The organism is Arthrobacter sp. ISL-5 (genome assembly GCF_018613835.1).
Taxonomy (GTDB): Bacteria; Actinomycetota; Actinomycetes; order Actinomycetales; family Micrococcaceae; genus Arthrobacter.
In genome coordinates, this window is sequence record NZ_JAGGPM010000014.1 from 42,703 (window position 1) to 64,782 (window position 22,080).

A 22,080-nucleotide genomic window follows, 5' to 3' on the forward strand; every position below is an offset into this window, starting at 1 on the left:
AGCCGGCGGCGAACGTGCAGTCCATCCGAAAGGGAGACACCGTGGCACAGGACGTGCTTACCGACCTTAGTAAGGTCCGCAATATCGGCATCATGGCCCACATCGATGCCGGCAAGACCACCACCACCGAGCGCATCCTGTTCTACACGGGTGTGAACCACAAGATCGGCGAAACGCACGACGGCGCTTCGACCACCGACTGGATGGAACAGGAAAAGGAACGCGGCATCACCATCACGTCTGCCGCCGTGACCTGCTTCTGGGAAAACAACCAGATCAACATCATCGACACCCCCGGCCACGTGGACTTCACGGTTGAGGTTGAGCGGTCCCTGCGCGTCCTCGACGGTGCAGTTGCCGTCTTCGATGGCAAGGAAGGCGTTGAGCCGCAGTCTGAGACCGTTTGGCGCCAGGCTGACAAGTACAACGTTCCGCGTATCTGCTTCGTCAACAAGATGGACAAGCTGGGCGCTGACTTCTACTTCACCGTAGACACCATCATCGGCCGCCTCGGTGCCAAGCCGTTGGTCATGCAGCTGCCGATCGGTGCCGAGAACGACTTCATCGGCGTCGTGGACCTGCTCTACATGCGTGCATTGGTGTGGCCCGGCGACTCCAAGGGTGACGTCACCATGGGTGCGAAGTACGAGATCCAGGAGATCCCGGCTGACCTCAAGGAGAAGGCCGAGGAGTACCGCGCGGCACTCGTTGAGACCGTTGCCGAGGCTTCCGAAGAACTCATGGAGAAGTACCTCGAAGGCGAAGAGATCTCGATCGATGAGCTCAAGGCCGGCATCCGCAAGATGACCATCAACTCTGAGCTGTACCCGGTGTTCTGTGGCTCCGCGTTCAAGAACCGGGGCGTTCAGCCGATGCTCGATGCTGTCATCGACTACCTGCCGAACCCGCTCGACGTCCCCCCGATGATCGGTCACGATCCTCGCGACGAAGAGAAGGAACTGACCCGCGCGCCTTCATCCGAAGAGCCGTTCTCGGCTCTGGCGTTCAAGATTGCGGCTCACCCGTTCTTCGGCCAGCTCACCTTCATCCGCGTGTACTCCGGTCACGTGGAAGCAGGCGCCCAGGTGGTCAACTCCACCAAGGGCAAGAAGGAGCGCATTGGCAAGCTGTTCCAGATGCACGCCAACAAGGAAATGCCTGTTGAGGGCGCTACCGCCGGCCACATCTACGCAGCGATCGGTCTGAAGGACACCACGACGGGTGACACCCTGTGTGATTCCAGCAACCAGATCGTCCTCGAGTCCATGAGCTTCCCGGAGCCCGTGATCTCGGTTGCCATCGAGCCCAACACCAAGGGTGACCAGGAGAAGCTCTCCACGGCCATCCAGAAGCTCTCCGCTGAGGACCCCACCTTCCAGGTGTCCCTCAACGAAGACACGGGCCAGACCATCATTGCCGGCATGGGCGAGCTCCACCTGGACATCCTGGTGGACCGCATGCGCCGCGAGTTCAAGGTTGAGGCCAACGTCGGCAAGCCGCAGGTCGCTTACCGCGAAACCATCAAGAATGTTGTTGCGCGTCACGACTACACGCACAAGAAGCAGACCGGTGGTTCGGGCCAGTTCGCAAAGATCCAGATTGCCATCGGGCCGTTGGACACTTCCGAAGGCGAGCTGTACGAGTTCGAGAACAAGGTGACCGGTGGCCGTATTCCGCGCGAATACATCCCGTCGGTTGACGCCGGTATCCAGGATGCACTGAACGACGGCGTCCTGGCCGGTTACCCGGTTGTTGGCATCAAGGCAACGCTGATTGATGGCGCTTACCACGACGTTGACTCTTCGGAAATGGCGTTCAAGATCGCCGGCCGTATGGCTTTCAAGGAAGCTGCACGCAAGGCGAACCCCGTCCTGCTCGAACCGCTGATGGATGTCGAGGTCCGCACCCCTGAGGAATACATGGGTGAAGTAATCGGTGACCTCAACTCCCGCCGTGGCCAGATGCAGTCCATGGAAGATGCACAGGGTGTCAAGGTCATCCGTGCACACGTCCCGCTGTCCGGCATGTTCGGCTACATCGGCGACCTGCGTTCAAAGACCCAGGGCCGCGCTGTGTACTCCATGACGTTCCACAGCTACGCCGAGGTCCCGAAGGCATTTGCCGACGAGATCATCCAGAAGAACCGCGGCGAGTAGTCCACCGGACTTTCAAAGCGACAAACTCGGGTGCGTTTCCGGTTCCGGAAACTAGCCCGGTGCAGATGGTCGGTCCCAGGCCAGCCCGGTTTCCGGCCATCTGCACGAACAGGCTCGAGGGACTAGTATTAGTTCCTGAATCTGCAATTTCACCAATCCAAGCCCCCCAAGTAGACTTACTGGAGTTTCGGCCGCGACAAGCGCGACTGAAGGGTAAGTCATTTGAAAACGTTCTAGGAGGAACCTGTGGCAAAGGCAAAGTTCGAGCGGACTAAGCCGCACGTTAACATCGGTACCATTGGTCACGTTGACCACGGTAAGACGACGTTGACGGCCGCCATTTCCAAGGTGCTGTACGACAAGTACCCGACTCTCAACGAGCAGCGCGACTTCGCGTCTATTGACTCTGCTCCCGAAGAGCGTCAGCGCGGCATTACCATCAACATCTCCCACGTTGAGTACCAGACCGAGAAGCGCCACTACGCACACGTAGACGCTCCGGGTCACGCTGACTACATCAAGAACATGATCACCGGTGCTGCACAGATGGACGGTGCAATCCTCGTGGTTGCCGCCACTGATGGCCCGATGGCTCAGACCCGCGAGCACGTTCTGCTCGCCCGCCAGGTTGGTGTTCCCTACCTGCTGGTCGCGCTGAACAAGTCCGACATGGTCGACGACGAAGAACTCCTGGACCTCGTTGAAATGGAAGTTCGTGAGCTGCTTTCGGCTCAGGGCTTCGATGGCGACGACGCTCCGGTTATCCGCGTTTCCGGTCTGAAGGCTCTCGAAGGCGACCCCGTCTGGGTCAAGTCCGTCGAGGACCTCATGGCAGCAGTCGACGAGTCCGTTCCGGACCCCGTACGTGACCGTGACAAGCCCTTCCTGATGCCGATCGAAGACGTCTTCACCATCACCGGTCGTGGCACCGTTGTGACGGGTCGCGCCGAGCGCGGTACCCTCGCGATCAACTCTGAGGTTGAGATCGTCGGCATCCGTCCGGTTCAGAAGACCACCGTTACCGGTATCGAGATGTTCCACAAGCAGCTCGACGAAGCATGGGCCGGCGAGAACTGTGGCCTCCTGCTCCGCGGTCTGAAGCGCGATGACGTAGAGCGTGGCCAGGTTGTCGTCAAGCCGGGTTCCATCACCCCGCACACCGACTTCGAGGCTAACGTCTACATCCTCTCCAAGGACGAAGGCGGACGTCACAACCCGTTCTACTCCAACTACCGCCCGCAGTTCTACTTCCGCACCACGGACGTAACCGGCGTTATCACCCTGCCGGAAGGCACGGAAATGGTTATGCCTGGCGACAACACTGAGATGACCGTTGCGCTCATCCAGCCCATCGCTATGGAAGAGGGCCTCGGCTTCGCTATCCGCGAAGGCGGCCGCACCGTTGGTTCGGGACGCGTTACCAAGATCAACAAGTAGTACTTGCTGATCAGAGGTCGAGGGCCCGCAACGGCCTGACATGATCTTCTAAAACAGCCCCGCTGCACTAGCAGCGGGGCTGTTTTTTCAACGCCCTGTCGGGGCGAGCCCTGCAACGCGCAGAGTTCGACTCCGGTATTGTGCCTGATATGGCCGAACCACGAAGCGTCCAAGCAGGGAAAAGCACTCTGTCGCCTTCCGCTATCGGGCATCAGACACCCACAAAATTGTGGATCTTTGCGTGGCTCGCGTTCTTGCCAGTTGCACTTGGCAGGGCAGAAAACTTCGGTGAATCAGACACTTTTTGGCAGATACGTACCGGCCTTCGCACCCTGGAGGACTGGCAGATCCCTGCCGTCGATCCCTTTTCCTGGACGGCGGCCGGTGAACCCTGGACCCTGAACTCTTGGGGCTTCAATATCATTCTGGCCACGGTATACAGAATGGGTGGCCTTGTCGGAGTGGCCCTTGCCTGTGCCTTGCTCGTGGTCGCCATTATCGGCCTTGTTTTGTTCTTGGCCCGGGATCTTCAAGCTTCCCCGGTCGTCGCCGGTTGGGTGCTGCTGCCCACGGCCGTGTTGCTCATTATGTGGTTGTCAGCCCGTCCTCACCTGGTGGACTATCTGGCCGTGCTGATACTAGTAATCATCCTCAGGCGCATGCTTGAAGGACCTTCTATATGGCAACTGTGCGCTCTGGCCGTACTCACGGCCGTGTGGGTCAACTTGCATGCGGCGTCCCTGCTGGGCGTGGCCATAGCCGGCGCTACATTGGTGCTGGCCAGCCTGCAAAGAACTATACGAAGTCGTATCGGCTGGTTTGCCGGCGCACTGGCCGTAGCGCTGTTGTGCAGCCTGGCCAATCCTTATGGCATCGCAATCTTCTCCCAAACAGCACAAGTGAAGCATGCCTCAACAGTCATCACAGAATGGCAACCCCTTAACGTGGCTGACCCGCTTCAGCTAGTTCAATTTGTTCTAGGGCTGGCTGCGCTCATTGTTGCCGCACGCCGGCGTGAAGTGGTGTTCTCCGCTGCACTTCTGGTGACCCTAGCAGGGTCTGTCGCCGCCATGAGGATCCTTCCCATCCTTGTTCTCGTGTCCATGCCGGTCCTGATGTCCGCCGCCTCACACCCGGTCGTACTGCGCTACTTTTTGAGCCGCCGCAAGATGTTCGCCCAGTGCGGCATGCTGACTATCAGCGCCGTGACGGTGCTGGTGGCAATTAATCTTCACGCCGTCGGCCGCCCGGATCCAGCGGTCTATCCGTCCAGTGTGATTCGAGCCATTCCAGAGGGCTGCACATTGTTCAATGACTACATGGTGGGCGGTCTCGTCATTCTGGAGCGCCCGGACGTGCAGGTGTCGATGGATTCCCGCAACGACCTGTACGGAGCTGAGCGCGTCAACAATTTCATGCGATTCATTGAACAGGGGGACGGTGATCTTGCCTCTCGTCTGGCCGGGGCTGACTGCGTTTTAGTTCCGCCTTCCAGCGGGTTGGCTCGGAGCCTGCGGGCAAATCCCAATTGGAAGCTGGAGGCCACCGAAACCGTGTCGGTGCTGTTTACACGGGTCCAAGGGTCGTGAGCTCCGGCGCCGTCGGCGCTTCATTTGAAGTTTGGAGCGGCATCGCTGCTGGTCCAGCGGGGTTGTTCTTTCCCCAAGGCTAATCCAATTATTAGATTAATGGCGTGTGATGCGCCTGCCCGGGGTGCAACCCATGAGGGACAAGTCGTACAAAGCCGGTCACTTTCAAGGGCTGGATGCGATGGCCAAACAGGCTACATCACCGCACACGGCTGCGCGGACCTGACGGCCCTGCGCCGGCCGCGCCGTCAGTCTTCCCGACGGCGGTGAGGACCCAATTGCCTGCCCGGCGTCGCCTCCGCTTGCGATAGCGGCCTATACGCCGGTGCCGCTGGCGTCACTGAGTCCGGCATCAGTGTGACAGGCCACGACAGCCCGTCCCACTGTCAACCCAGTTCCCGGCGGGGCTGCGCGTTCCGCGCGGCGTGGGACGGTTTCGTCGATGCCAGTGTTCGGCGCCTATCCGGTGGAAACACCGGCAGGGCAGCAGGCACGGCGCAAAAACGGGACCGCCAGAAAATCAACATCATCCTGTACGTGGCCAGCCTGCTGCTAGTGGCGACCGCTCTCTTCATCGGAACCACCCTGCCGCCGGAGTGACGCTCTGCATCATGTGGGCGATGCGCCAGTACACGTATGTGCTGCTGGCCCTGATCGCCGTCGGGCTCATCGCGCTGGCACTGTGGCGGCTCACCCGGAGCAAGCCTGCCGGCACGGAATAGCGGGGCCGCTGCCCTGATATCGTTACAACCAAAGAGAGGGGCACATCATGGAATGGCTGATTTTCCTGATCGTGGTTGTAGCGGTTGTGGCCGGCGTCTTCTGGGCGAAGAAGAATTTCCGCAACGAGATTGAACGCGCAAAGCGCATCAACAGGGCCAACAAGAACAAATAGCGCGCCGTATTCAGGCCAGGGCCTTTCTGGCCCGGCTGAGGGACTGTAGCCAGTAGAAGGACTTCTTGGGCGTTCGTTTCAGCGTTTCGAAGTCCACGTGCACCAGGCCGAAGCGCTGCGAGTACCCGGCGGCCCATTCGAAGTTGTCCATCAGCGTCCAGACGTAGTAGCCGAGCAGTTCCACGTCATGGGCAATGCCGCCGGGAGCAGTGGAAATCACGGCCTGGTCAAGGTGATGGGCAATATAGTCGATGCGCCCCGAATCGGCGATGGGGCCGGTCACGTGTTCGGGTTCGGGAAAGCTCGCGCCGTTTTCCGTGATGTACACCGGCGGAAGGGCGGCACCGTACCGGTCCTTGAGTTCGCGCAGCAGAATGCCCAGATGGTCGGGTGCCACCGGCCAGCCGAATCCCGTGGTGGTGTACTCGGGGAAGGGCACCATATGGAACGGCACGCGCATCACGGCATGGGCGGTGCCTGCCGGGGTGTCGGGCGGGCCCTTCCCGGCAGCGACCTTCACCGGGTAGTAGTAGTTCACACCATAGAAGTCGAGCGGCTGGCTGATGATGCGGAGGTCGTCGTCGGACGCCCTGGACAAGGACTTGAACCAGTGCCGGGCGGCCAACGGTGGCTTCGGGTAGCGGCCCAGGAGGATGGGATCGGCGTAGACGCGGTTGAGGACAAGGTCAAACACCTTGGCCAGCAGGCGGTCCGCCAGCTTCCGGGATGCCGGTCGCACCGGAGAGTGCAGGTTGGTGACGCCGATGCCTCCGGTCACGCCCCCTGCCCGCAGCGCCTGGACGGCGAGCCCGTGGCCCAGCAGTTGGTTGTGGACCGACGGCAGCGCGTCGAACAGCAAATCCCGCCCCGGCGCATGGACGCCCAGCGCATAGCCGTTGAGCGTCACTGACACCGGCTCATTGAGCGTGACCCACTGCGCCACGCGGTCGCCGAGCCGCTGTCCCGCCGCCCCGGCGTACGCCGCAAAGCGCTCCGCCGTGGCGCGGTTCATCCAGCCGCCGCTGTGCTCGAGGGGGAGCGGCGTATCCCAGTGGTACAGGGTAGCCATGGGGGAGATGCCGGCTGCCAGCAGCTGGTCCACCAAGCGGTCGTAGAAGTCCAGGCCCTGGGTGTTGAACGGGCCGCGCCCGTCTGGCTGGATCCTCGGCCAGGAGATCGAGAAGCGGTAGGAGTCGATGCCCAGTTCCTTCATTAGGGCGACGTCCTCGGCGGCGCGGTTGTAATGATCGCAGGCGACAGCGGGCGAATGGCCGTTCATGATGCTTCCGGGTTTCTCCGCGAACGCGTCCCAGCCTGAAGGCCCGCGGCCGTCAGCGGCCAAGGCGCCTTCGATCTGGAACGCCGCCGCCGCAACGCCCAGCGTAAAATCGGGCCTGAGGCGTCCGGCGAGATCCTGCACGGAGGCAGTATTGGCGGATGCAGTGTTAAAGGCGTCAGCATTTTGCACGGCCATTCAACTATCATCCAATCGAAGATTGCCGAAGGCAATGACCGCGGATCCAGCGGCAATGACCGCGGATCCAGTCGGATTCGCATTGGCCCACAAAATCCGGCATACTAGATGAGTTGTTCAAGCGCTTCTTCGCGTCCCGATCCGGATAATGCCGGGTGTCAGGGTCCAGGTCGAAGTCCAAACATAACCCACTCCCCAAGGAACTGCGGGCTCGCACGCTTCGAAGGTGCGACACGCCCGACCGCGGGGGTCGGTTACGCCGGCAGGTTGAGGAACCCGGATTCATCCGGATTCAGCTTGTGCGGCGGGTGGTAGTTACGACTTCAAATGCTTCGGCAGCCACATACAACAGGTAAGTAAACAGAGCAGCATTTACTGAAAGAGAGTCAGGCGACATGGCGGGACAAAAAATCCGCATCCGGCTGAAGTCATACGACCACGAGGTCATTGACGTTTCAGCACGGAAGATCGTTGAGACGGTCACGCGCGCAGGCGCAACGGTAGTGGGCCCCGTGCCGCTGCCTACGGAGAAGAACGTGTACTGCGTTATCCGCTCTCCGCACAAGTACAAGGACAGCCGCGAGCACTTCGAAATGCGCACGCACAAGCGTCTGATCGACATCATCGACCCCACGCCGAAGGCTGTTGACTCGCTTATGCGTCTCGACCTGCCGGCCGACGTGAACATCGAAATCAAGCTGTAGGGAGGTGCTGAGAGACTATGACCGCAACCCGTAACGTAAAGGGCCTGCTGGGCACGAAGCTCGGCATGACCCAGGTCTGGGACGAGAACAACAAGCTCATCCCCGTCACTGTTGTCCAGGCTGACTCGAACGTCATCACCCAGCTGCGCAATGCAGAGACTGATGGCTACGTCGCCGTTCAGATCGGCTACGGCCAGATCGATCCCCGCAAGGTCACCAAGCCGCTGGCTGGTCACTTTGAAAAGGCAGGCGTCACGCCTCGCCGCCACGTCGTCGAACTGCGCACTGCAGATGCTGACTCTTACGAGCTGGGCCAGGAGCTCTCCGTAGAGCTCTTCGAAGCCGGCCAGAAGATCGACGTCATCGGCACCACCAAGGGTAAGGGCTTCGCCGGTGTTATGAAGCGTCACGGCTTCCACGGCGTTGGAGCTTCCCACGGTGCCCACAAGAACCACCGTAAGCCCGGTTCAATCGGTGGCGCATCCACCCCGAGCCGCGTCTTCAAGGGCATGAAAATGGCCGGCCGCATGGGCGCCGTTCGTCACACCACGCTGAACCTCACTGTTCACGCGGTTGACGTCGAGAAGTCGCTGCTCCTGATCAAGGGTGCCGTCCCCGGCGCCCGCGGCCAGGTCGTACTCGTACGCACCGCCGTGAAGGGAGCCTAGTTAAATGACTAGCACTGTCAAGGTTGACCTGCCTGCAGAGATCTTCGACGTTCAGACCAACGTGCCGCTGCTGCACCAGGTCGTCGTTGCACAGCTCGCTGCTGCTCGCCAGGGTACCCACAAGACCAAGACCCGCGCCGAAGTTTCCGGTGCAGGCCGCAAGCCGTTCAAGCAGAAGGGTACCGGCCGCGCCCGTCAGGGCTCGATCCGTGCTCCTCACATGACCGGTGGTGGCGTTGTCCACGGTCCCACCCCGCGTGACTACAGCCAGCGCACCCCCAAGAAGATGATTGCTGCTGCACTGCGCGGCGCACTGTCTGACCGCGCCCGTAACGGACGCATCCACGTCATTGCTGACCTGGTTGCCGGCGACAAGCCGTCCTCCAAAGAAGCACTGGCAACGCTGCGCGGCGTCTCCGAGCGCAAGAACCTGCTCGTTGTCATTGAGCGCGCCAACGATGTTGCTGCACTGTCCGTGCGCAACCTCGAGGATGTTCACGTTCTGTACGCAGACCAGCTGAACACCTACGACGTTCTCGTTTCTGACGACGTAGTCTTCACCAAGGCTGCCTACGAAGCATTCGTTGCTGACAAGGCTGCAAAGAACGAGGAGGATGCCAAGTGAGCGCAGCCACCATCAAAGACCCGCGCGACGTTGTGCTTGCACCCGTTGTTTCGGAAAAAAGCTACGGCCTGATCGATGAGGGCAAGTACACCTTCCTGGTGGACCCCCGCTCGAACAAGACCGAGATCAAGCTGGCCGTGGAGAAAATCTTCTCCGTCAAGGTCGAATCGATCAACACCATCAACCGTGCCGGTAAGCGCAAGCGCACCAAATTCGGATGGGGCGTCCGCAAGAACACCAAGCGTGCAATTGTGACCCTCAAAGAAGGCACTATCGACATCTTCGGCGGTCCGCTCGCGTAGCGGAGACCACTTTAACGAGGAAATAAATTATGGGAATCCGTAAATACAAGCCGACTACCCCGGGCCGTCGCGGCTCGAGCGTAGCTGACTTCACCGAAATCACGCGGTCGACGCCGGAAAAGTCGTTGGTACGTCCGCTGCCCAAAAAGGGTGGCCGTAACAACTCCGGTAAGATCACGACCCGTCACAAGGGTGGTGGACACAAGCGCCAGTACCGTCTGATCGACTTCCGTCGCCACGACAAGGACGGCGTCAACGCCCGCGTTGCCGAAATCGAGTACGATCCGAACCGCACGGCTCGCATCGCCCTCCTGCACTACGTTGATGGCACCAAGCGTTACATCATCGCCCCGAACAAGCTCTCACAGGGTGACTTCGTGGAGGCCGGCGCCAACGCTGACATCAAGCCTGGCAACAACCTGCCCCTGCGCAACATCCCCGTAGGTACCGTTATCCACGCAGTTGAACTGCGTCCGGGTGGCGGCGCCAAGATGGCACGTTCCGCTGGAGCTTCTGTTCAGCTCGTCGCCAAGGAAGGCCGTTTCGCCCAGCTGCGTCTGCCTTCCGGCGAAATCCGCAACGTCGACGTGCGCTGCCGCGCCACGATCGGCGAGGTCGGCAACGCTGAGCAGTCGAACATCAACTGGGGTAAGGCCGGCCGTATGCGGTGGAAGGGCGTTCGCCCGACCGTCCGTGGTGTCGCCATGAACCCGGTCGATCACCCGCACGGTGGTGGTGAAGGTAAGACCTCCGGTGGACGTCACCCGGTCAACCCGAACGGTAAGCCTGAAGGCCGTACCCGCCGCCCCAACAAAGAGAGCGACAAGCTTATTGTTCGTCGCCGTCGTACTGGCAAGAACAAGCGATAGGAGCCTGGACACATGCCACGCAGCCTGAAAAAAGGTCCTTTCGTTGACCAGCACCTCTTTGTGAAGGTAGCCAGGGAAAACGAAAAGGGCACCAAGAACGTCATCAAGACCTGGTCCCGCCGCTCGATGATCATTCCCGACATGCTCGGGCACACGATCGCCGTGCACGACGGACGCAAGCACATTCCGGTGTTTGTCACCGAGTCGATGGTCGGGCACAAGCTCGGCGAATTCGCTCCCACGCGGACATTCCGCGGCCATGTCAAGGACGACCGTAAGGGCAAGCGCCGCTAGGCGCCTGCACTTACGTCAAAGACGAGAGAAGGAAAGCAATGGAAGCCAAGGCAATTGCGCGTCACATCCGCGTAACGCCTATGAAGGCCCGGCGCGTCGTCAACCTTGTTCGTGGTAAGCAAGCGAACGAGGCTCTGGCAATTCTGAAGTTTGCCCCCCAGGCAGCTTCTGAGCCGGTATTCAAGGTAGTTCAGTCGGCAATCTCCAACGCCCGGGTCCTCGCGGACCGCGACGGTGTGGCGTTTGACGAAGGTGACCTCATCATCAGCGAAGCGTTTGTTGATGAAGGCCCGACCATGAAGCGGTTCCAGCCGCGTGCTCAGGGTCGTGCATTTCAGATCAAGAAGCGCACCAGCCACATCACCGTGGTAGTCGCTACCCCGGAGAAAGAGGAGGCTCGCTAAGTGGGACAGAAAGTAAACCCGCACGGGTTCCGACTCGGCATCACCACCGATCACGTATCGCACTGGTTCGCTGACAGCACCAAGGCCGGCCAGCGGTACAAGGACTTCGTTCGCGAAGACATCCGCATCCGCCAGCTCATGTCCGTTGGCATGGAGCGCGCCGGTATCGCCAAGGTCGAAATCGAGCGCACCCGTGACCGTGTCCGCGTGGACATCCACACGGCACGTCCGGGCATCGTCATCGGCCGCCGCGGCGCAGAAGCAGACCGCATCCGCGGCGAGCTCGAAAAGCTCACCGGCAAGCAGGTTCAGCTGAACATCCTCGAGGTCAAGAACCCCGAGATGGAAGCTCAGCTTGTTGCCCAGGGCGTTGCTGAGCAGCTGACTTCCCGCGTGGCTTTCCGCCGTGCGATGAAGAAGGCCATGCAGTCCGCACAGCGTGCCGGTGCCAAGGGTATCCGTATCGCTTGCTCCGGTCGTCTGGGTGGCGCAGAAATGTCCCGCTCGGAGTTCTACCGCGAAGGCCGTGTGCCCCTGCACACCCTCCGCGCGAACATCGACTACGGCTTCTACGAAGCCAAGACCACCTTCGGCCGCATCGGCGTGAAGGTCTGGATCTACAAGGGTGACGTCACCTCCAAGGAACTGGCTCAGCAGGCAGCTGCTGCTCCGTCCCGTGGCCGTGGCGGCGACCGTCCGGGCCGCCCGGGCGGCGCTGACCGTGGTGACCGCCGCCGTCGTACCGACCGTCCGGCAGCCGAAGCAGCACCTGCTGCTGCAGAGGCTCCGGCAGCCGAGGCAGCTTCTGCCGCACCGGCACAGGCAGCAGAAGGAGGACAGGCTTAAATGCTTATCCCACGTCGAGTCAAGCACCGTAAGCAGCACCACCCGGGTCGTTCCGGCGCTGCTACGGGCGGCACCAAGGTCTCGTTCGGTGAGTACGGCATCCAGGCCCTGAGCCCGGCATACGTCACCAACCGTCAGATCGAATCTGCCCGTATTGCCATGACCCGCCACATCAAGCGTGGCGGTAAGGTCTGGATCAACATCTATCCGGACCGCCCGTTGACCAAGAAGCCTGCCGAAACCCGCATGGGTTCCGGTAAGGGTTCGCCGGAATGGTGGGTCTCAAACGTCAAGCCGGGCCGGGTTCTCTTTGAGATCTCCGGTGTCGAAGAATCGGTTGCTCGCGAGGCACTGCGCCTGGCAATCCACAAGCTTCCGTTGAAGGCACGCATTCTGCGTCGCGAAGGTGGTGAATAGAAATGGCAGTAGGATCCAAGGAACTTGCATCCGCACAGCTGGACGGTTTCGACAACGAGCGACTCGTTGAAGAACTCCGCAAGGCCAAGGAAGAGCTGTTCAACCTGCGTTTCCAGTCCGCCACCGGTCAGCTGGAGAACCACGGTCGTCTGCGCGCGGTAAAGAAGGACATCGCACGCATCTACACCGTTCTCCGTGAGCGCGAGCTGGGCATTCGTGCTGAGGTTGCCGCACCGGTTGTGGAAGCCAAGGAAGAAAAGAAGTCCAAGAAGTCCGCAGCCAAGGCTGAGAAGGCTGAAGAGCCGGCCGAGGCTGAGACTGAGGAGGACGCCAAGTGAGTGAAAAGGACGAGAACGTGACGGAAACTGCTTCCGCAACGGCTACGGCCGCCGAGCGCGGTTACCGTAAGACGCGTCGCGGCTACGTGGTCTCGGACAAGATGGAAAAGACCATCGTTGTCCAGGTTGAAGACCGCGTGAAGCACGCCCTGTACGGCAAGGTCATTCGCCGCACCTCGAAGGTCAAGGCTCACGACGAAGAGAACAGCGCCGGCATCGGCGACCTGGTTGTCATCGCCGAGACCCGCCCGCTGTCCGCCACGAAGAACTGGCGGCTCGTGGAGATCCTCGAGAAGGCCAAGTAACACCTGCAGCATCGCTGTTTTAGCAGCTGCGCCGGAAACCCCCGTTCCCTTTGGGAGCGGGGGTTTCCGCGTTTCCGTCGCACAGCGTCACGTGGTGCCGGGTCTTGGGGGCTGCCCGACGGCGGCGGCCCGGCTTTGCGGGGGAGTGGCGCCCCAGGCGCGCCAAAAGACTGCGGTGCGGAACGCCGTCGTGGTTTAGCGGAGCCCCCACGGCTGTGATATGGGGGTGGGGCCGGAATGTGCTAGGATATTGAGTTTGTATGGCGCCTTCTGTGCGCCGTCAGCTCGTAAACAATCGTGCCACGGCATAGTGCCCCCTTGCGCCTGGATGGGCTTGGGAAGCAAATGTTTTTGGCACGGGCGTTTAGGCCTGGTCTGGCAAAATCCAGGCAGGTCAAGAGACACCCCGATCAACCGTTCCGCAAGGCTCATTCCGTAGGAAGAATTTCGGTCTGAGAACCGGCGCGACGCAAGGAGTAAATAGTGATTCAGCAGGAGTCGCGACTCAAGGTCGCCGACAACACGGGTGCTAAGGAAATCCTTACCATTCGCGTTCTCGGTGGATCTGGCCGTCGCTACGCAGGCATTGGCGACGTCATCGTCGCTACCGTCAAGGACGCAATTCCGGGCGGCAACGTAAAGAAGGGCGATGTAGTCAAGGCTGTCATCGTCCGTACCAAGAAGGAACGCCGCCGTGTGGATGGTTCCTATATCAAGTTTGACGAGAACGCGGCCGTGATCCTGAAGGCTGACGGTGACCCCCGCGGTACCCGTATCTTCGGACCGGTTGGACGTGAACTTCGCGACAAGAAGTTCATGAAGATCGTTTCTCTGGCTCCGGAGGTGCTTTAGTCCATGGCTAAGATCAAAAAGGGTGACCTGGTTCAGGTCATCACTGGCGCCAAGGCTGAGCGCGGCGGCGACCGTGGCAAGCAGGGCAAGGTTCTGCGCGTCTTCACCGACACCAACCGCGTGCTCGTCGAAGGCGTCAACCGCGTAACCAAGCACACCAAGGTCGGTCAGTCGCAGCGCGGCACCAAGACCGGTGGCATCGAGGTCGTTGAAGCCCCGATCCACATCTCCAACGTGGCTCTGGTTGACCCGTCCACCAAGAAGCCCACCCGCGTCGGCTTCCGCACTGAAACCGTTGAGCGCAACGGCAAGCAGCGCGAAGTGCGCATCCGCGTGGCTAAGAGCTCAGGGAAGGACATCTAATGACTGAGACTCTCGAGACTCCGGCAAGCAAGATCGTTCCTCGTCTGAAGACTAAGTACGCGGATTCCATCAAGAACACGCTTCTTGAGGAATTCAAGTACCAGAACGTTAACCAGGTTCCCCGTCTGGTCAAGGTTGTTGTGAACATGGGTGTTGGAGATGCCGCCAAGGACTCCAAGCTGATCGACGGCGCTGTCCGCGACCTCACCCTGATCACCGGCCAGAAGCCGCAGGTAACCAAGGCCCGTAAGTCGATCGCACAGTTCAAGCTGCGCGAAGGCATGCCCATCGGCGCACACGCAACCCTGCGTGGCGACCGCATGTGGGAATTCGTGGACCGTCTGGTCACGCTGGCTCTGCCGCGTATCCGTGACTTCCGCGGCCTCAGCGGCAAGCAGTTCGATGGCAACGGCAACTACACCTTCGGTCTGACCGAGCAGGTTATGTTCCACGAGATCGACCAGGATTCCATTGACCGCGTTCGCGGTATGGACATCACGGTTGTGACCACCGCCAAGACCGACGACGAAGGCCGCGCGCTGCTCAAGGCGCTTGGTTTCCCGTTCAAAACCGAAGCTTAATTAGCTACGTAAAAGGTCCGGCTGCCCTGGTTCCTCAGGAACAGGGTGGCGGAAACCGTTACGAGGAAGGGCAAGAGCCCAAATGACTATGACAGATCCTGTCGCAGATATGCTTACGCGTCTGCGCAACGCAAACTCGGCATACCACGATTCCGTGTCTATGCCTTACAGCAAGCTCAAGGCACGCGTTGCCGACATCCTGAAGGCTGAAGGTTACATCGCCTCCTGGAAAGAAGAAGACGCTGAAGTCGGCAAGAAGCTGACTCTCGAGCTCAAGTTCGGTCCGAACCGCGAGCGTTCAATCGCCGGTGTTCGTCGTATTTCCAAGCCGGGACTGCGCGTATACGCAAAGTCCACCAACCTGCCGCACGTGCTCGGTGGCCTGGGTGTCGCAATCCTGTCCACCTCTTCCGGCCTCCTGACTGACAAGCAGGCCGGCAAGAAGGGCGTGGGCGGCGAAGTCCTCGCTTACGTCTGGTAACGGGAAAGGAAGAGAATAATGTCACGTATTGGACGTCTCCCCATCACCGTTCCTGCCGGCGTTGAGGTCAAGGTTGACGGCTCTGTCGTCAGCGTCAAGGGTTCCAAGGGCGAGCTGAGCCACACTGTGGCCAGCCCGATCGAGGTCACCCTGGAAGAAGGCACCCTGACTGTCGCCCGCCCGAACGACGAGCGCGCCTCCCGTTCACTCCACGGCCTGACCCGCACCCTGATCTCCAACATGATCCAGGGCGTCACCGCAGGCTACGAGAAGAAGCTTGAAATCGTCGGTACCGGTTACCGCGTTCAGGCCAAGGGATCTGACCTTGAGTTCGCTCTCGGTTACAGCCACCCGGTCAACGTTTCGGCTCCGGCCGGCATCACCTTTGCAGTAGAGGGGCCGACCAAGCTCTCTGTCTCAGGTATCAACAAGCAGCAGGTCGGCGAGGTTGCTGCCAACATTCGCAAGCTGCGTAAGCCGGACCCCTATAAGGGCAAGGGCATTCGCTACGCCGGCGAAGTCATCCGCCGCAAGGTCGGAAAGGCTGGTAAGTAACCATGGCCATCGCAATTAACAAGAAGCGTACGAACAAGAGCAAGTCTGCTTCGCGCAGCCGCCGCCAGCTTCGTATCCGCAAGCGCATCTCCGGAACGGCTGCACGTCCTCGCCTGGTCGTCAACCGCTCCGCACGCCACGTATTCGTCCAGGTTGTCGATGACACCAAGGGCCTGACCGTAGCGAGCGCGTCCACACTGGAAGCCGACCTTCGTGCATTCGACGGTGACAAGACCGCCAAGGCCAAGCGCGTTGGCGAGCTCGTAGCCGAGCGCGCCAAGGCTGCCGGGATCGAAGCTGTTGTCTTCGACCGTGGTGGTAACAAGTACCACGGCCGGATCGCCGCCGTCGCCGACGGTGCACGTGAAGGTGGGCTGTCACTGTGACGGAAGCAAACAAGGAAAAGGACACTGTGTCTGCAGATCAGAAGGCACCTGTTGCCGTAGCTGCTGAGGCCACTGAGACCACTGCCCCCGCTGCTGCCGATGACCGCCGTGGTGGCGCTCGTCGTGGCGAGCGTGGCGACCGTGGCCAGGGCCGCGGCGACCGTGGTGGCCGTGGTGGCCGCGATGGCGGCCGTGAAGCCGAGAAGAGCCAGTTCGTAGAGCGCGTTGTCACCATCAACCGCGTTTCCAAGGTCGTCAAGGGTGGTCGTCGTTTCAGCTTCACCGCACTCGTCGTCGTTGGTGACGGTAACGGCATGGTCGGCGTCGGCTACGGCAAGGCCAAGGAAGTTCCCGCCGCAATCGCGAAGGGCGTCGAAGAGGCCAAGAAGTCCTTCTTCCGCGTTCCCCGCATCGGCAGCACCATCCCGCACCGCGTTCAGGGTGAGGCCGCCGCAGGCGTCGTCATGCTGCGTCCGGCTTCCGCCGGTACCGGTGTTATCGCCGGTGGCCCGGTCCGTGCAGTACTGGAGTGCGTGGGCATCCACGACATCCTCTCCAAGTCGCTCGGTTCCTCCAACGCCATCAACATCGTTCACGCGACCGTTGATGCCCTGAAGCGCCTCGAAGAGCCGGCAGCAGTGGCAGCACGCCGCGGCCTCCCGCTCGATGAGATCGCTCCGCCGGCAATGGTGAAGGCGCTCATGAACCAGAAGGCAGGTGTCTGAGAGTCATGGCTAAGAACCTGATTCCGTCCGACGCTCAGTTGGAGATCACTCAGATCAAGTCCGCCATTGGCGGCAAGCAGAACCAGCGCGACACCCTGCGGTCCCTCGGCCTGAAGCGGATCGGACACACCGTTGTCCGCACCGCCGACGCCGTGACCGTGGGAATGCTCAACACGGTTCCGCACCTGGTAAAGGTAGAGGAGGCGAAGTAAATGGCAGAGAAGAAAACCGCCGAGAGCGCTGCTGCTGAAAAGCAGAGCGCGCTGAAGGTTCACCACCTGCGTCCCGCCCCGGGTGCCAAGACCGCCAAGACCCGTGTTGGTCGTGGTGAAGGTTCCAAGGGTAAGACCGCTGGTCGCGGTACCAAGGGTACGAAGGCCCGCTACCAGATCAAGGCTGGCTTTGCCGGCGGCCAGCTGCCGCTGCACATGCGCCTGCCGAAGCTGCGCGGCTTCAAGAACCCGTTCCGGGTTGAGTTCCAGGTTGTAAACCTGGACAAGCTCAACGAGCTGTTCCCGGAAGGTGGCGCTGTCACCGTGGAGAACCTGGTTGCAAAGGGTGCCGTTCGCAAGAACCAGCCCGTGAAGGTGCTTGGCACCGGCGACATCACCGTCAAGGTCGACGTCACCGTCCACGCCTTCTCAGCCAGCGCCGCTGAAAAGATCGCTGCAGCAGGCGGAACCACCACCGCCCTCTAAGGGATTCATCCCTCAGGGCGATGGGCAGATGCCCGTTGCACAAACTCCCGGCACGGGGGCCGAGGCCCCCGTGCCGGGAGTTTTCCATATCCGCAGGTCGTCCGGATTGTTCGCATGGCGCAATCAACCGTTAGACTCGGTTGTTGGGTTTATTGACCTGCATCACCACACTTATTAACTACTGAGGAGGACGCTTGCTTAGCGCATTCGGCCGGGCTTTTCGAACGCCTGATCTGCGACGCAAGTTGTTGTTCACGCTGGGAATCATCACAATCTTCCGCTTGGGAGCCTTCATCCCCTCGCCTGGTGTGAACTACCAGAATGTCCAGCAATGCTTGTCGACCGGGCAGACCCAGGGCGGGATCTACCAGCTCGTCAATCTTTTCAGCGGCGGTGCATTGCTGCAGGTCTCCATCTTCGCGTTGGGAATCATGCCGTACATTACGGCCAGCATCATTGTGCAGCTGCTCCGGGTGGTCATTCCCCGTTTCCAGCAGCTGTATGAAGAAGGCGCTTCGGGCCAGTCAAAGCTGACGCAGTACACGCGTTACCTGACCATCGCCCTGGGCCTGCTGAACGCCACCACGCTGGTTTCCCTGGCACGCTCCGGGCAGCTGCTGCCCGGCTGCAACCTGCCCATCATCCCGGACGACAGCGTCATCACCACGATCCTCATCATCATCACGCTGACGGCCGGCACCGGCCTCATCATGTGGATGGGCGAGCTCGTGACCGAGAAGGGCGTGGGCAACGGCATGTCGCTGCTCATCTTCACGGCCATCGCAGCCGGCTTCCCCACGTCGCTGGGCGCCATCTGGACCGCGCAGGGCCCGGGCACGTTCTTCCTCGTCCTCGCCATCGGCCTGCTGACCGTCGCGCTGGTTGTCTTCGTTGAACAGTCCCAGCGACGCATTCCGGTCCAGTACGCCAAACGGATGATCGGACGCCGCACAGTGGGCGGCACCAGCACCTACATTCCCATCAAGGTGAACATGGCCGGTGTCATTCCCGTCATCTTCGCTTCGTCCATGCTTTACCTCCCGGCGTTGATCTCCCAGTTCAACCAGCCGAAGGCAGGGGAGCAGATGCAGCCGTGGGTTGAGTGGATCAACAACAACCTGACCCGCGGGGACCACCCCATCTACATGGCGCTGTACTTCGCCATGATCGTTTTCTTTACCTACTTCTATGTCGCGATCACCTTCAACCCTGAAGAGGTCTCGGACAACATGAAGAAATACGGCGGCTTCATTCCGGGTATCCGTGCCGGCAAGCCGACCGCGGATTACCTGCAGTACGTCCTGTCGCGGATCACGCTGCCCGGCGCCATCTACCTTGGCTTCGTGGCACTGATCCCGCTGGTGGCGCTCGTGCTGATCAACGCAAACCAGAACTTCCCGTTCGGTGGCACCTCGATCCTGATCATGGTGGGCGTTGGCCTGGAAACCGTCAAGCAAATTGACGCGCAGCTACAGCAGCGTCACTACGAAGGGCTATTGCGATGACCAGAATGTTGATTATCGGACCTCCGGGCTCCGGCAAGGGTACCCAGGCGGAACGCATCTCGGAGCGCCTCGGCGTCGTTGCGATTTCCACCGGCGACATCTTCCGTGCGAACGTCAGGGGCGAAACCCCGCTGGGCGTGGAGGCCAAGAAGTACATGGATGCCGGGGACTTTGTTCCCGACAGCGTGACCAACAAGATGGTCCGCGACCGCCTCAGCGAAGCCGACGTTGAGGACGGCTTCCTGTTGGACGGCTACCCGCGCACCACGGCGCAGGTTGACTACCTCGACGAGATCCTGGCCAACGGTGACCAGAAGCTCGACGTCGTCCTCCAGCTGACCGCGGACGACGAGGAGCTCGTTGCGCGCCTCCTGGGCCGTGCCAAGGAAACCGGGCGCAGCGACGACAACGAGGGTGTTATCCGCCACCGCCTGGATCTCTACCACGAGCAGACCGAGGCCGTTGTGGCCAAGTACGCCGAGCGCGGCATCCTGACCCAGGTTGACGGCATCGGCGGCATTGACGAAGTCACCGACCGCGTCATGCAGGCCATCAAAGAGGCTCAGGCAGCCTGATCTTGTCCTAACGCTACGAGGCTCCTCCCGGTTCATTGGGAGGGGCCTCCGGCTATTTGGCCCGCAGGGGCCAGCGCCGCACGGCTGTTCGGCCGGCGGCGGCACATTGAGAGGAAAAACCGCAGATGGCATTCGGCCAGCCCCGGATTGAATACAAGACCAACGCGCAGATGCGGACCATGCACGAGGCCGGGCTGGTCCTGAGCCGCGCCTTGGACGCGGCTGTTGCCGCCGCCGCCCCGGGAGTCACCACGAAGCAGCTCGACGATGCGTTCGCGGCGGTGCTCCTCGAGGCCGGAGCCAAGTCCAACTTCCTGGGCTACCACGGCTTCCCGGCCACCATCTGCACGTCGGTCAACGAGGAAGTGGTCCACGGCATCCCCGGGTCCAAGGTCCTGCAGGACGGCGACATCATCTCGATCGACGGCGGCGCGATCGTGGACGGCTGGCACTCCGATTCTGCCCGCACGGTGATCGTGGGAACCGCGGACCCCGAGGACCAGCGGCTCTCCGACGTCACCCAGGCTGCCATGTGGCGGGGGATCGCAGCGCTGGCCACGGGCAAGTTCGTGGGCGACGTCGGCTGCGCCGTGGACGACTACGTCTCCTCAGTGCCAGGCAAGCCGCTGGGCATCCTGGAGGACTACGTGGGGCACGGCATCGGCTCCGAGATGCACATGGCCCCGGATGTGCTCAACTACCGCACCAACCACCGCGGCCCGAAGATCCGTCCGGGCCTGTGCCTCGCGATCGAACCCATGCTGGTCCGCGGCAGCATCGAGACGGCGGTGCTGGACGACGACTGGACAGTGGTGACCACCGACGGCAAGCGTTCCTGCCAGTGGGAGCATTCCGTGGCTGTCCACGAGAAGGGCATCTGGGTGCTTTCGGCGCCCGACGGCGGCGCGGCCCGGCTGGCGCCGCTGGGTGTGGTCCCGGTCCCGATCCCCTAACTCGCCCAGTTTCTCCCAACTGACTCGCAGTTGTTGTCGTTTTGGGGGCTCAAAACGACAACAACTGTGAGCTAGTTGGGTGGAGCGGGGTTTGTAGGTGGCCACGGGGGAGTCGCCAGGGGGCAGAATGGTGGCCATGGGAGCGACGGGATCCATCACTGATGTGCCGGGCCTGCGGGTCGGGCAGCGGCAGAAGAACGACGGCGGCTGGCTGAGTGGCGTGACGGTGGTCCTGCCGCCGCCGGGGACGGTGGGCTCGGTGGACGTCCGCGGGGGAGGCCCCGGCACCCACGAGACCGATGCGCTGGACCCCACGACGCTCGTTCCCACCGTCGACGCCGTGGTGCTCACCGGAGGCAGCGCCTACGGACTGGTTTCGGCCCACGGCGCCCAGCGCTGGTGCGAGGAGCAGGGCCGGGGCTTCGAGGTCCAGGGCGGCGTGGTGCCCATCGTCCCGGCCGCGGCCATCTTCGACATCGGCAGGGGAGGCGACTTCAGCGCCCGCCCGGACGCCGAGATGGGCTACGAAGCGGCCGCCGCCGCCGGTGCCGAGAAGGAGGGGCACGACGTCGAACGCGGCAACGTGGGAGCCGGCACCGGAGCGGTCATCGGGCGGGGAAAATTCAAAGGCGGAGTGGGAACGGCTTCGGTCACGCTCGAGAACGGCGTGGTGGTCGGCGCCCTGGCAGTAGTGAACGCACTGGGCCTGCCGTTCACTGCGCCGGGTGAGCCTGGGACGGACCCCGGGCCGCAGCTCAACACCACGCTCGTGGTGGTCGCCACGAATGCGGCGCTCGACCCGGCCGAGTGCAAGCGCACCGCTTCCGCCGCCCACGCCGGACTGGCCAGGGCACTGAACCCTAGCCACACGCTCGCCGACGGGGACACCGTGTTCTGCCTGGCCACCGGGGCGGGCACCTTGGACCGCAGTACGGAAGCTGCCCGGCAGGTGAGTCTCATCACCTTGCAGAGTGCGGCAGCCGACGTCGTACGCCTGGCGATCCTGGATGGGATCGCCAGCGCAGAGGCCGTGACCACCGCGGCTGGCACTTTTGAGGCCTACAGGTTCTGAGGCGTTCAGAT

The 22,080-nt window shown here is 61.6% G+C and carries 29 protein-coding genes; 28 read left to right on the top strand and 1 reads right to left on the bottom strand.

Features of this window, described 5'->3' with window-relative positions:
- Positions 1-41 precede the first annotated feature (41 nt).
- The 4 genes from fusA to J7I89_RS25570 all read left to right on the top strand — a co-directional run bounded on the left by fusA (position 42) and on the right by J7I89_RS25570 (position 6,077).
- Positions 42-2,156, top strand: coding sequence for an elongation factor G (gene fusA, locus J7I89_RS07625; RefSeq protein ID WP_214968807.1), 2,115 nt, complete (start codon positions 42-44; stop codon positions 2,154-2,156).
- Positions 2,157-2,402: 246 nt separating this feature from the next.
- Positions 2,403-3,593 (top strand): elongation factor Tu, encoded by a 1,191-nt coding sequence (tuf, locus tag J7I89_RS07630; protein WP_214968809.1) that lies wholly within the window; start codon positions 2,403-2,405, stop codon positions 3,591-3,593.
- A 149-nt stretch (positions 3,594-3,742) separates the two neighbouring features.
- Complete coding sequence (locus tag J7I89_RS07635; protein WP_214968811.1) at positions 3,743-5,182, top strand: hypothetical protein; 1,440 nt, start codon at positions 3,743-3,745, stop codon at positions 5,180-5,182.
- Between the two features lie 769 nt (positions 5,183-5,951).
- On the top strand, positions 5,952-6,077 hold the full coding sequence (locus J7I89_RS25570) for a hypothetical protein (RefSeq protein ID WP_285290191.1): 126 nt from the start codon (positions 5,952-5,954) through the stop codon (positions 6,075-6,077).
- 10 nt (positions 6,078-6,087) lie between these two features.
- Here J7I89_RS25570 and J7I89_RS07640 read toward each other — a convergent pair whose 3' ends face one another.
- Positions 6,088-7,551 carry a GH1 family beta-glucosidase gene (locus tag J7I89_RS07640; RefSeq protein ID WP_214968813.1) on the bottom strand — a complete coding sequence of 488 codons (1,464 nt, stop codon included), beginning with the start codon at positions 7,549-7,551 and terminating at the stop codon, positions 6,088-6,090.
- A gap of 395 nt (positions 7,552-7,946) precedes the next feature.
- On the opposite strand from J7I89_RS07640, the gene rpsJ reads away from it, so the two are divergent.
- The 24 genes from rpsJ to J7I89_RS07760 all read left to right on the top strand — a co-directional run bounded on the left by rpsJ (position 7,947) and on the right by J7I89_RS07760 (position 22,069).
- A complete protein-coding gene (gene rpsJ, locus J7I89_RS07645) occupies positions 7,947-8,255 on the top strand; it encodes a 30S ribosomal protein S10 (protein ID WP_003803825.1) in 309 nt (102 codons plus the stop codon).
- A gap of 17 nt (positions 8,256-8,272) precedes the next feature.
- Positions 8,273-8,923: a 50S ribosomal protein L3 gene (rplC, locus tag J7I89_RS07650; RefSeq protein WP_056626643.1), complete on the top strand. Its 651-nt coding sequence runs from the start codon at positions 8,273-8,275 to the stop codon at positions 8,921-8,923.
- Positions 8,924-8,927: 4 nt separating this feature from the next.
- A complete protein-coding gene (rplD, locus tag J7I89_RS07655) occupies positions 8,928-9,548 on the top strand; it encodes a 50S ribosomal protein L4 (protein ID WP_214968815.1) in 621 nt (206 codons plus the stop codon).
- Complete coding sequence (gene rplW / locus J7I89_RS07660; RefSeq protein WP_056626639.1) at positions 9,545-9,850, top strand: 50S ribosomal protein L23; 306 nt, start codon at positions 9,545-9,547, stop codon at positions 9,848-9,850. Before rplD ends, rplW begins: the two co-directional genes overlap by 4 nt.
- A gap of 29 nt (positions 9,851-9,879) precedes the next feature.
- Positions 9,880-10,719 (top strand): 50S ribosomal protein L2, encoded by an 840-nt coding sequence (gene rplB, locus J7I89_RS07665; RefSeq protein WP_214968817.1) that lies wholly within the window; start codon positions 9,880-9,882, stop codon positions 10,717-10,719.
- A gap of 12 nt (positions 10,720-10,731) precedes the next feature.
- On the top strand, positions 10,732-11,013 hold the full coding sequence (gene rpsS, locus J7I89_RS07670; protein ID WP_003803803.1) for a 30S ribosomal protein S19: 282 nt from the start codon (positions 10,732-10,734) through the stop codon (positions 11,011-11,013).
- A gap of 38 nt (positions 11,014-11,051) precedes the next feature.
- Complete coding sequence (gene rplV, locus J7I89_RS07675; protein ID WP_003803798.1) at positions 11,052-11,417, top strand: 50S ribosomal protein L22; 366 nt, start codon at positions 11,052-11,054, stop codon at positions 11,415-11,417.
- Positions 11,418-12,263: a 30S ribosomal protein S3 gene (gene rpsC / locus J7I89_RS07680; RefSeq protein ID WP_078027237.1), complete on the top strand. Its 846-nt coding sequence runs from the start codon at positions 11,418-11,420 to the stop codon at positions 12,261-12,263.
- Positions 12,264-12,680, top strand: coding sequence for a 50S ribosomal protein L16 (rplP, locus tag J7I89_RS07685; protein WP_056626634.1), 417 nt, complete (start codon positions 12,264-12,266; stop codon positions 12,678-12,680).
- A gap of 2 nt (positions 12,681-12,682) precedes the next feature.
- Positions 12,683-13,018, top strand: coding sequence for a 50S ribosomal protein L29 (rpmC, locus tag J7I89_RS25575; RefSeq protein WP_056626632.1), 336 nt, complete (start codon positions 12,683-12,685; stop codon positions 13,016-13,018).
- Entirely contained in the window at positions 13,015-13,323 is a 309-nt protein-coding gene (rpsQ, locus tag J7I89_RS07695) for a 30S ribosomal protein S17 (RefSeq protein ID WP_056626630.1), read from the top strand. Before rpmC ends, rpsQ begins: the two co-directional genes overlap by 4 nt.
- 483 nt (positions 13,324-13,806) lie before the next feature.
- Positions 13,807-14,175, top strand: coding sequence for a 50S ribosomal protein L14 (gene rplN / locus J7I89_RS07700; protein WP_056626628.1), 369 nt, complete (start codon positions 13,807-13,809; stop codon positions 14,173-14,175).
- 3 nt (positions 14,176-14,178) lie between these two features.
- Entirely contained in the window at positions 14,179-14,538 is a 360-nt protein-coding gene (gene rplX / locus J7I89_RS07705) for a 50S ribosomal protein L24 (RefSeq protein WP_078027233.1), read from the top strand.
- Complete coding sequence (gene rplE, locus J7I89_RS07710) at positions 14,538-15,119, top strand: 50S ribosomal protein L5 (RefSeq protein ID WP_214968818.1); 582 nt, start codon at positions 14,538-14,540, stop codon at positions 15,117-15,119. Before rplX ends, rplE begins: the two co-directional genes overlap by 1 nt.
- Before the next feature lie 82 nt (positions 15,120-15,201).
- A complete protein-coding gene (gene rpsH, locus J7I89_RS07715) occupies positions 15,202-15,600 on the top strand; it encodes a 30S ribosomal protein S8 (protein ID WP_056425243.1) in 399 nt (132 codons plus the stop codon).
- An 18-nt stretch (positions 15,601-15,618) separates the two neighbouring features.
- The gene (gene rplF / locus J7I89_RS07720) at positions 15,619-16,155 is read left to right on the top strand and encodes a 50S ribosomal protein L6 (protein WP_056626620.1); all 537 of its coding nucleotides are present in this window, start codon (positions 15,619-15,621) and stop codon (positions 16,153-16,155) included.
- Positions 16,156-16,157: 2 nt separating this feature from the next.
- Entirely contained in the window at positions 16,158-16,541 is a 384-nt protein-coding gene (gene rplR / locus J7I89_RS07725; RefSeq protein WP_214968820.1) for a 50S ribosomal protein L18, read from the top strand.
- Positions 16,538-17,266: a 30S ribosomal protein S5 gene (gene rpsE, locus J7I89_RS07730; protein ID WP_214968822.1), complete on the top strand. Its 729-nt coding sequence runs from the start codon at positions 16,538-16,540 to the stop codon at positions 17,264-17,266. The genes rplR and rpsE overlap by 4 nt, the downstream gene beginning before the upstream one ends.
- A 5-nt stretch (positions 17,267-17,271) precedes the next feature.
- Complete coding sequence (rpmD, locus tag J7I89_RS07735) at positions 17,272-17,478, top strand: 50S ribosomal protein L30 (protein WP_056626615.1); 207 nt, start codon at positions 17,272-17,274, stop codon at positions 17,476-17,478.
- The gene (gene rplO / locus J7I89_RS07740) at positions 17,479-17,964 is read left to right on the top strand and encodes a 50S ribosomal protein L15 (RefSeq protein ID WP_214968824.1); all 486 of its coding nucleotides are present in this window, start codon (positions 17,479-17,481) and stop codon (positions 17,962-17,964) included. It begins immediately after the preceding gene.
- A gap of 194 nt (positions 17,965-18,158) precedes the next feature.
- On the top strand, positions 18,159-19,469 hold the full coding sequence (gene secY, locus J7I89_RS07745) for a preprotein translocase subunit SecY (RefSeq protein ID WP_214968826.1): 1,311 nt from the start codon (positions 18,159-18,161) through the stop codon (positions 19,467-19,469).
- A 5-nt stretch (positions 19,470-19,474) separates the two neighbouring features.
- Entirely contained in the window at positions 19,475-20,044 is a 570-nt protein-coding gene (locus J7I89_RS07750) for an adenylate kinase (RefSeq protein ID WP_214968883.1), read from the top strand.
- 125 nt (positions 20,045-20,169) lie between these two features.
- Entirely contained in the window at positions 20,170-20,997 is an 828-nt protein-coding gene (gene map / locus J7I89_RS07755; RefSeq protein ID WP_214968828.1) for a type I methionyl aminopeptidase, read from the top strand.
- 136 nt (positions 20,998-21,133) lie between these two features.
- Positions 21,134-22,069, top strand: coding sequence for a P1 family peptidase (locus J7I89_RS07760; RefSeq protein ID WP_214968830.1), 936 nt, complete (start codon positions 21,134-21,136; stop codon positions 22,067-22,069).
- Positions 22,070-22,080: the final 11 nt, after the last annotated feature.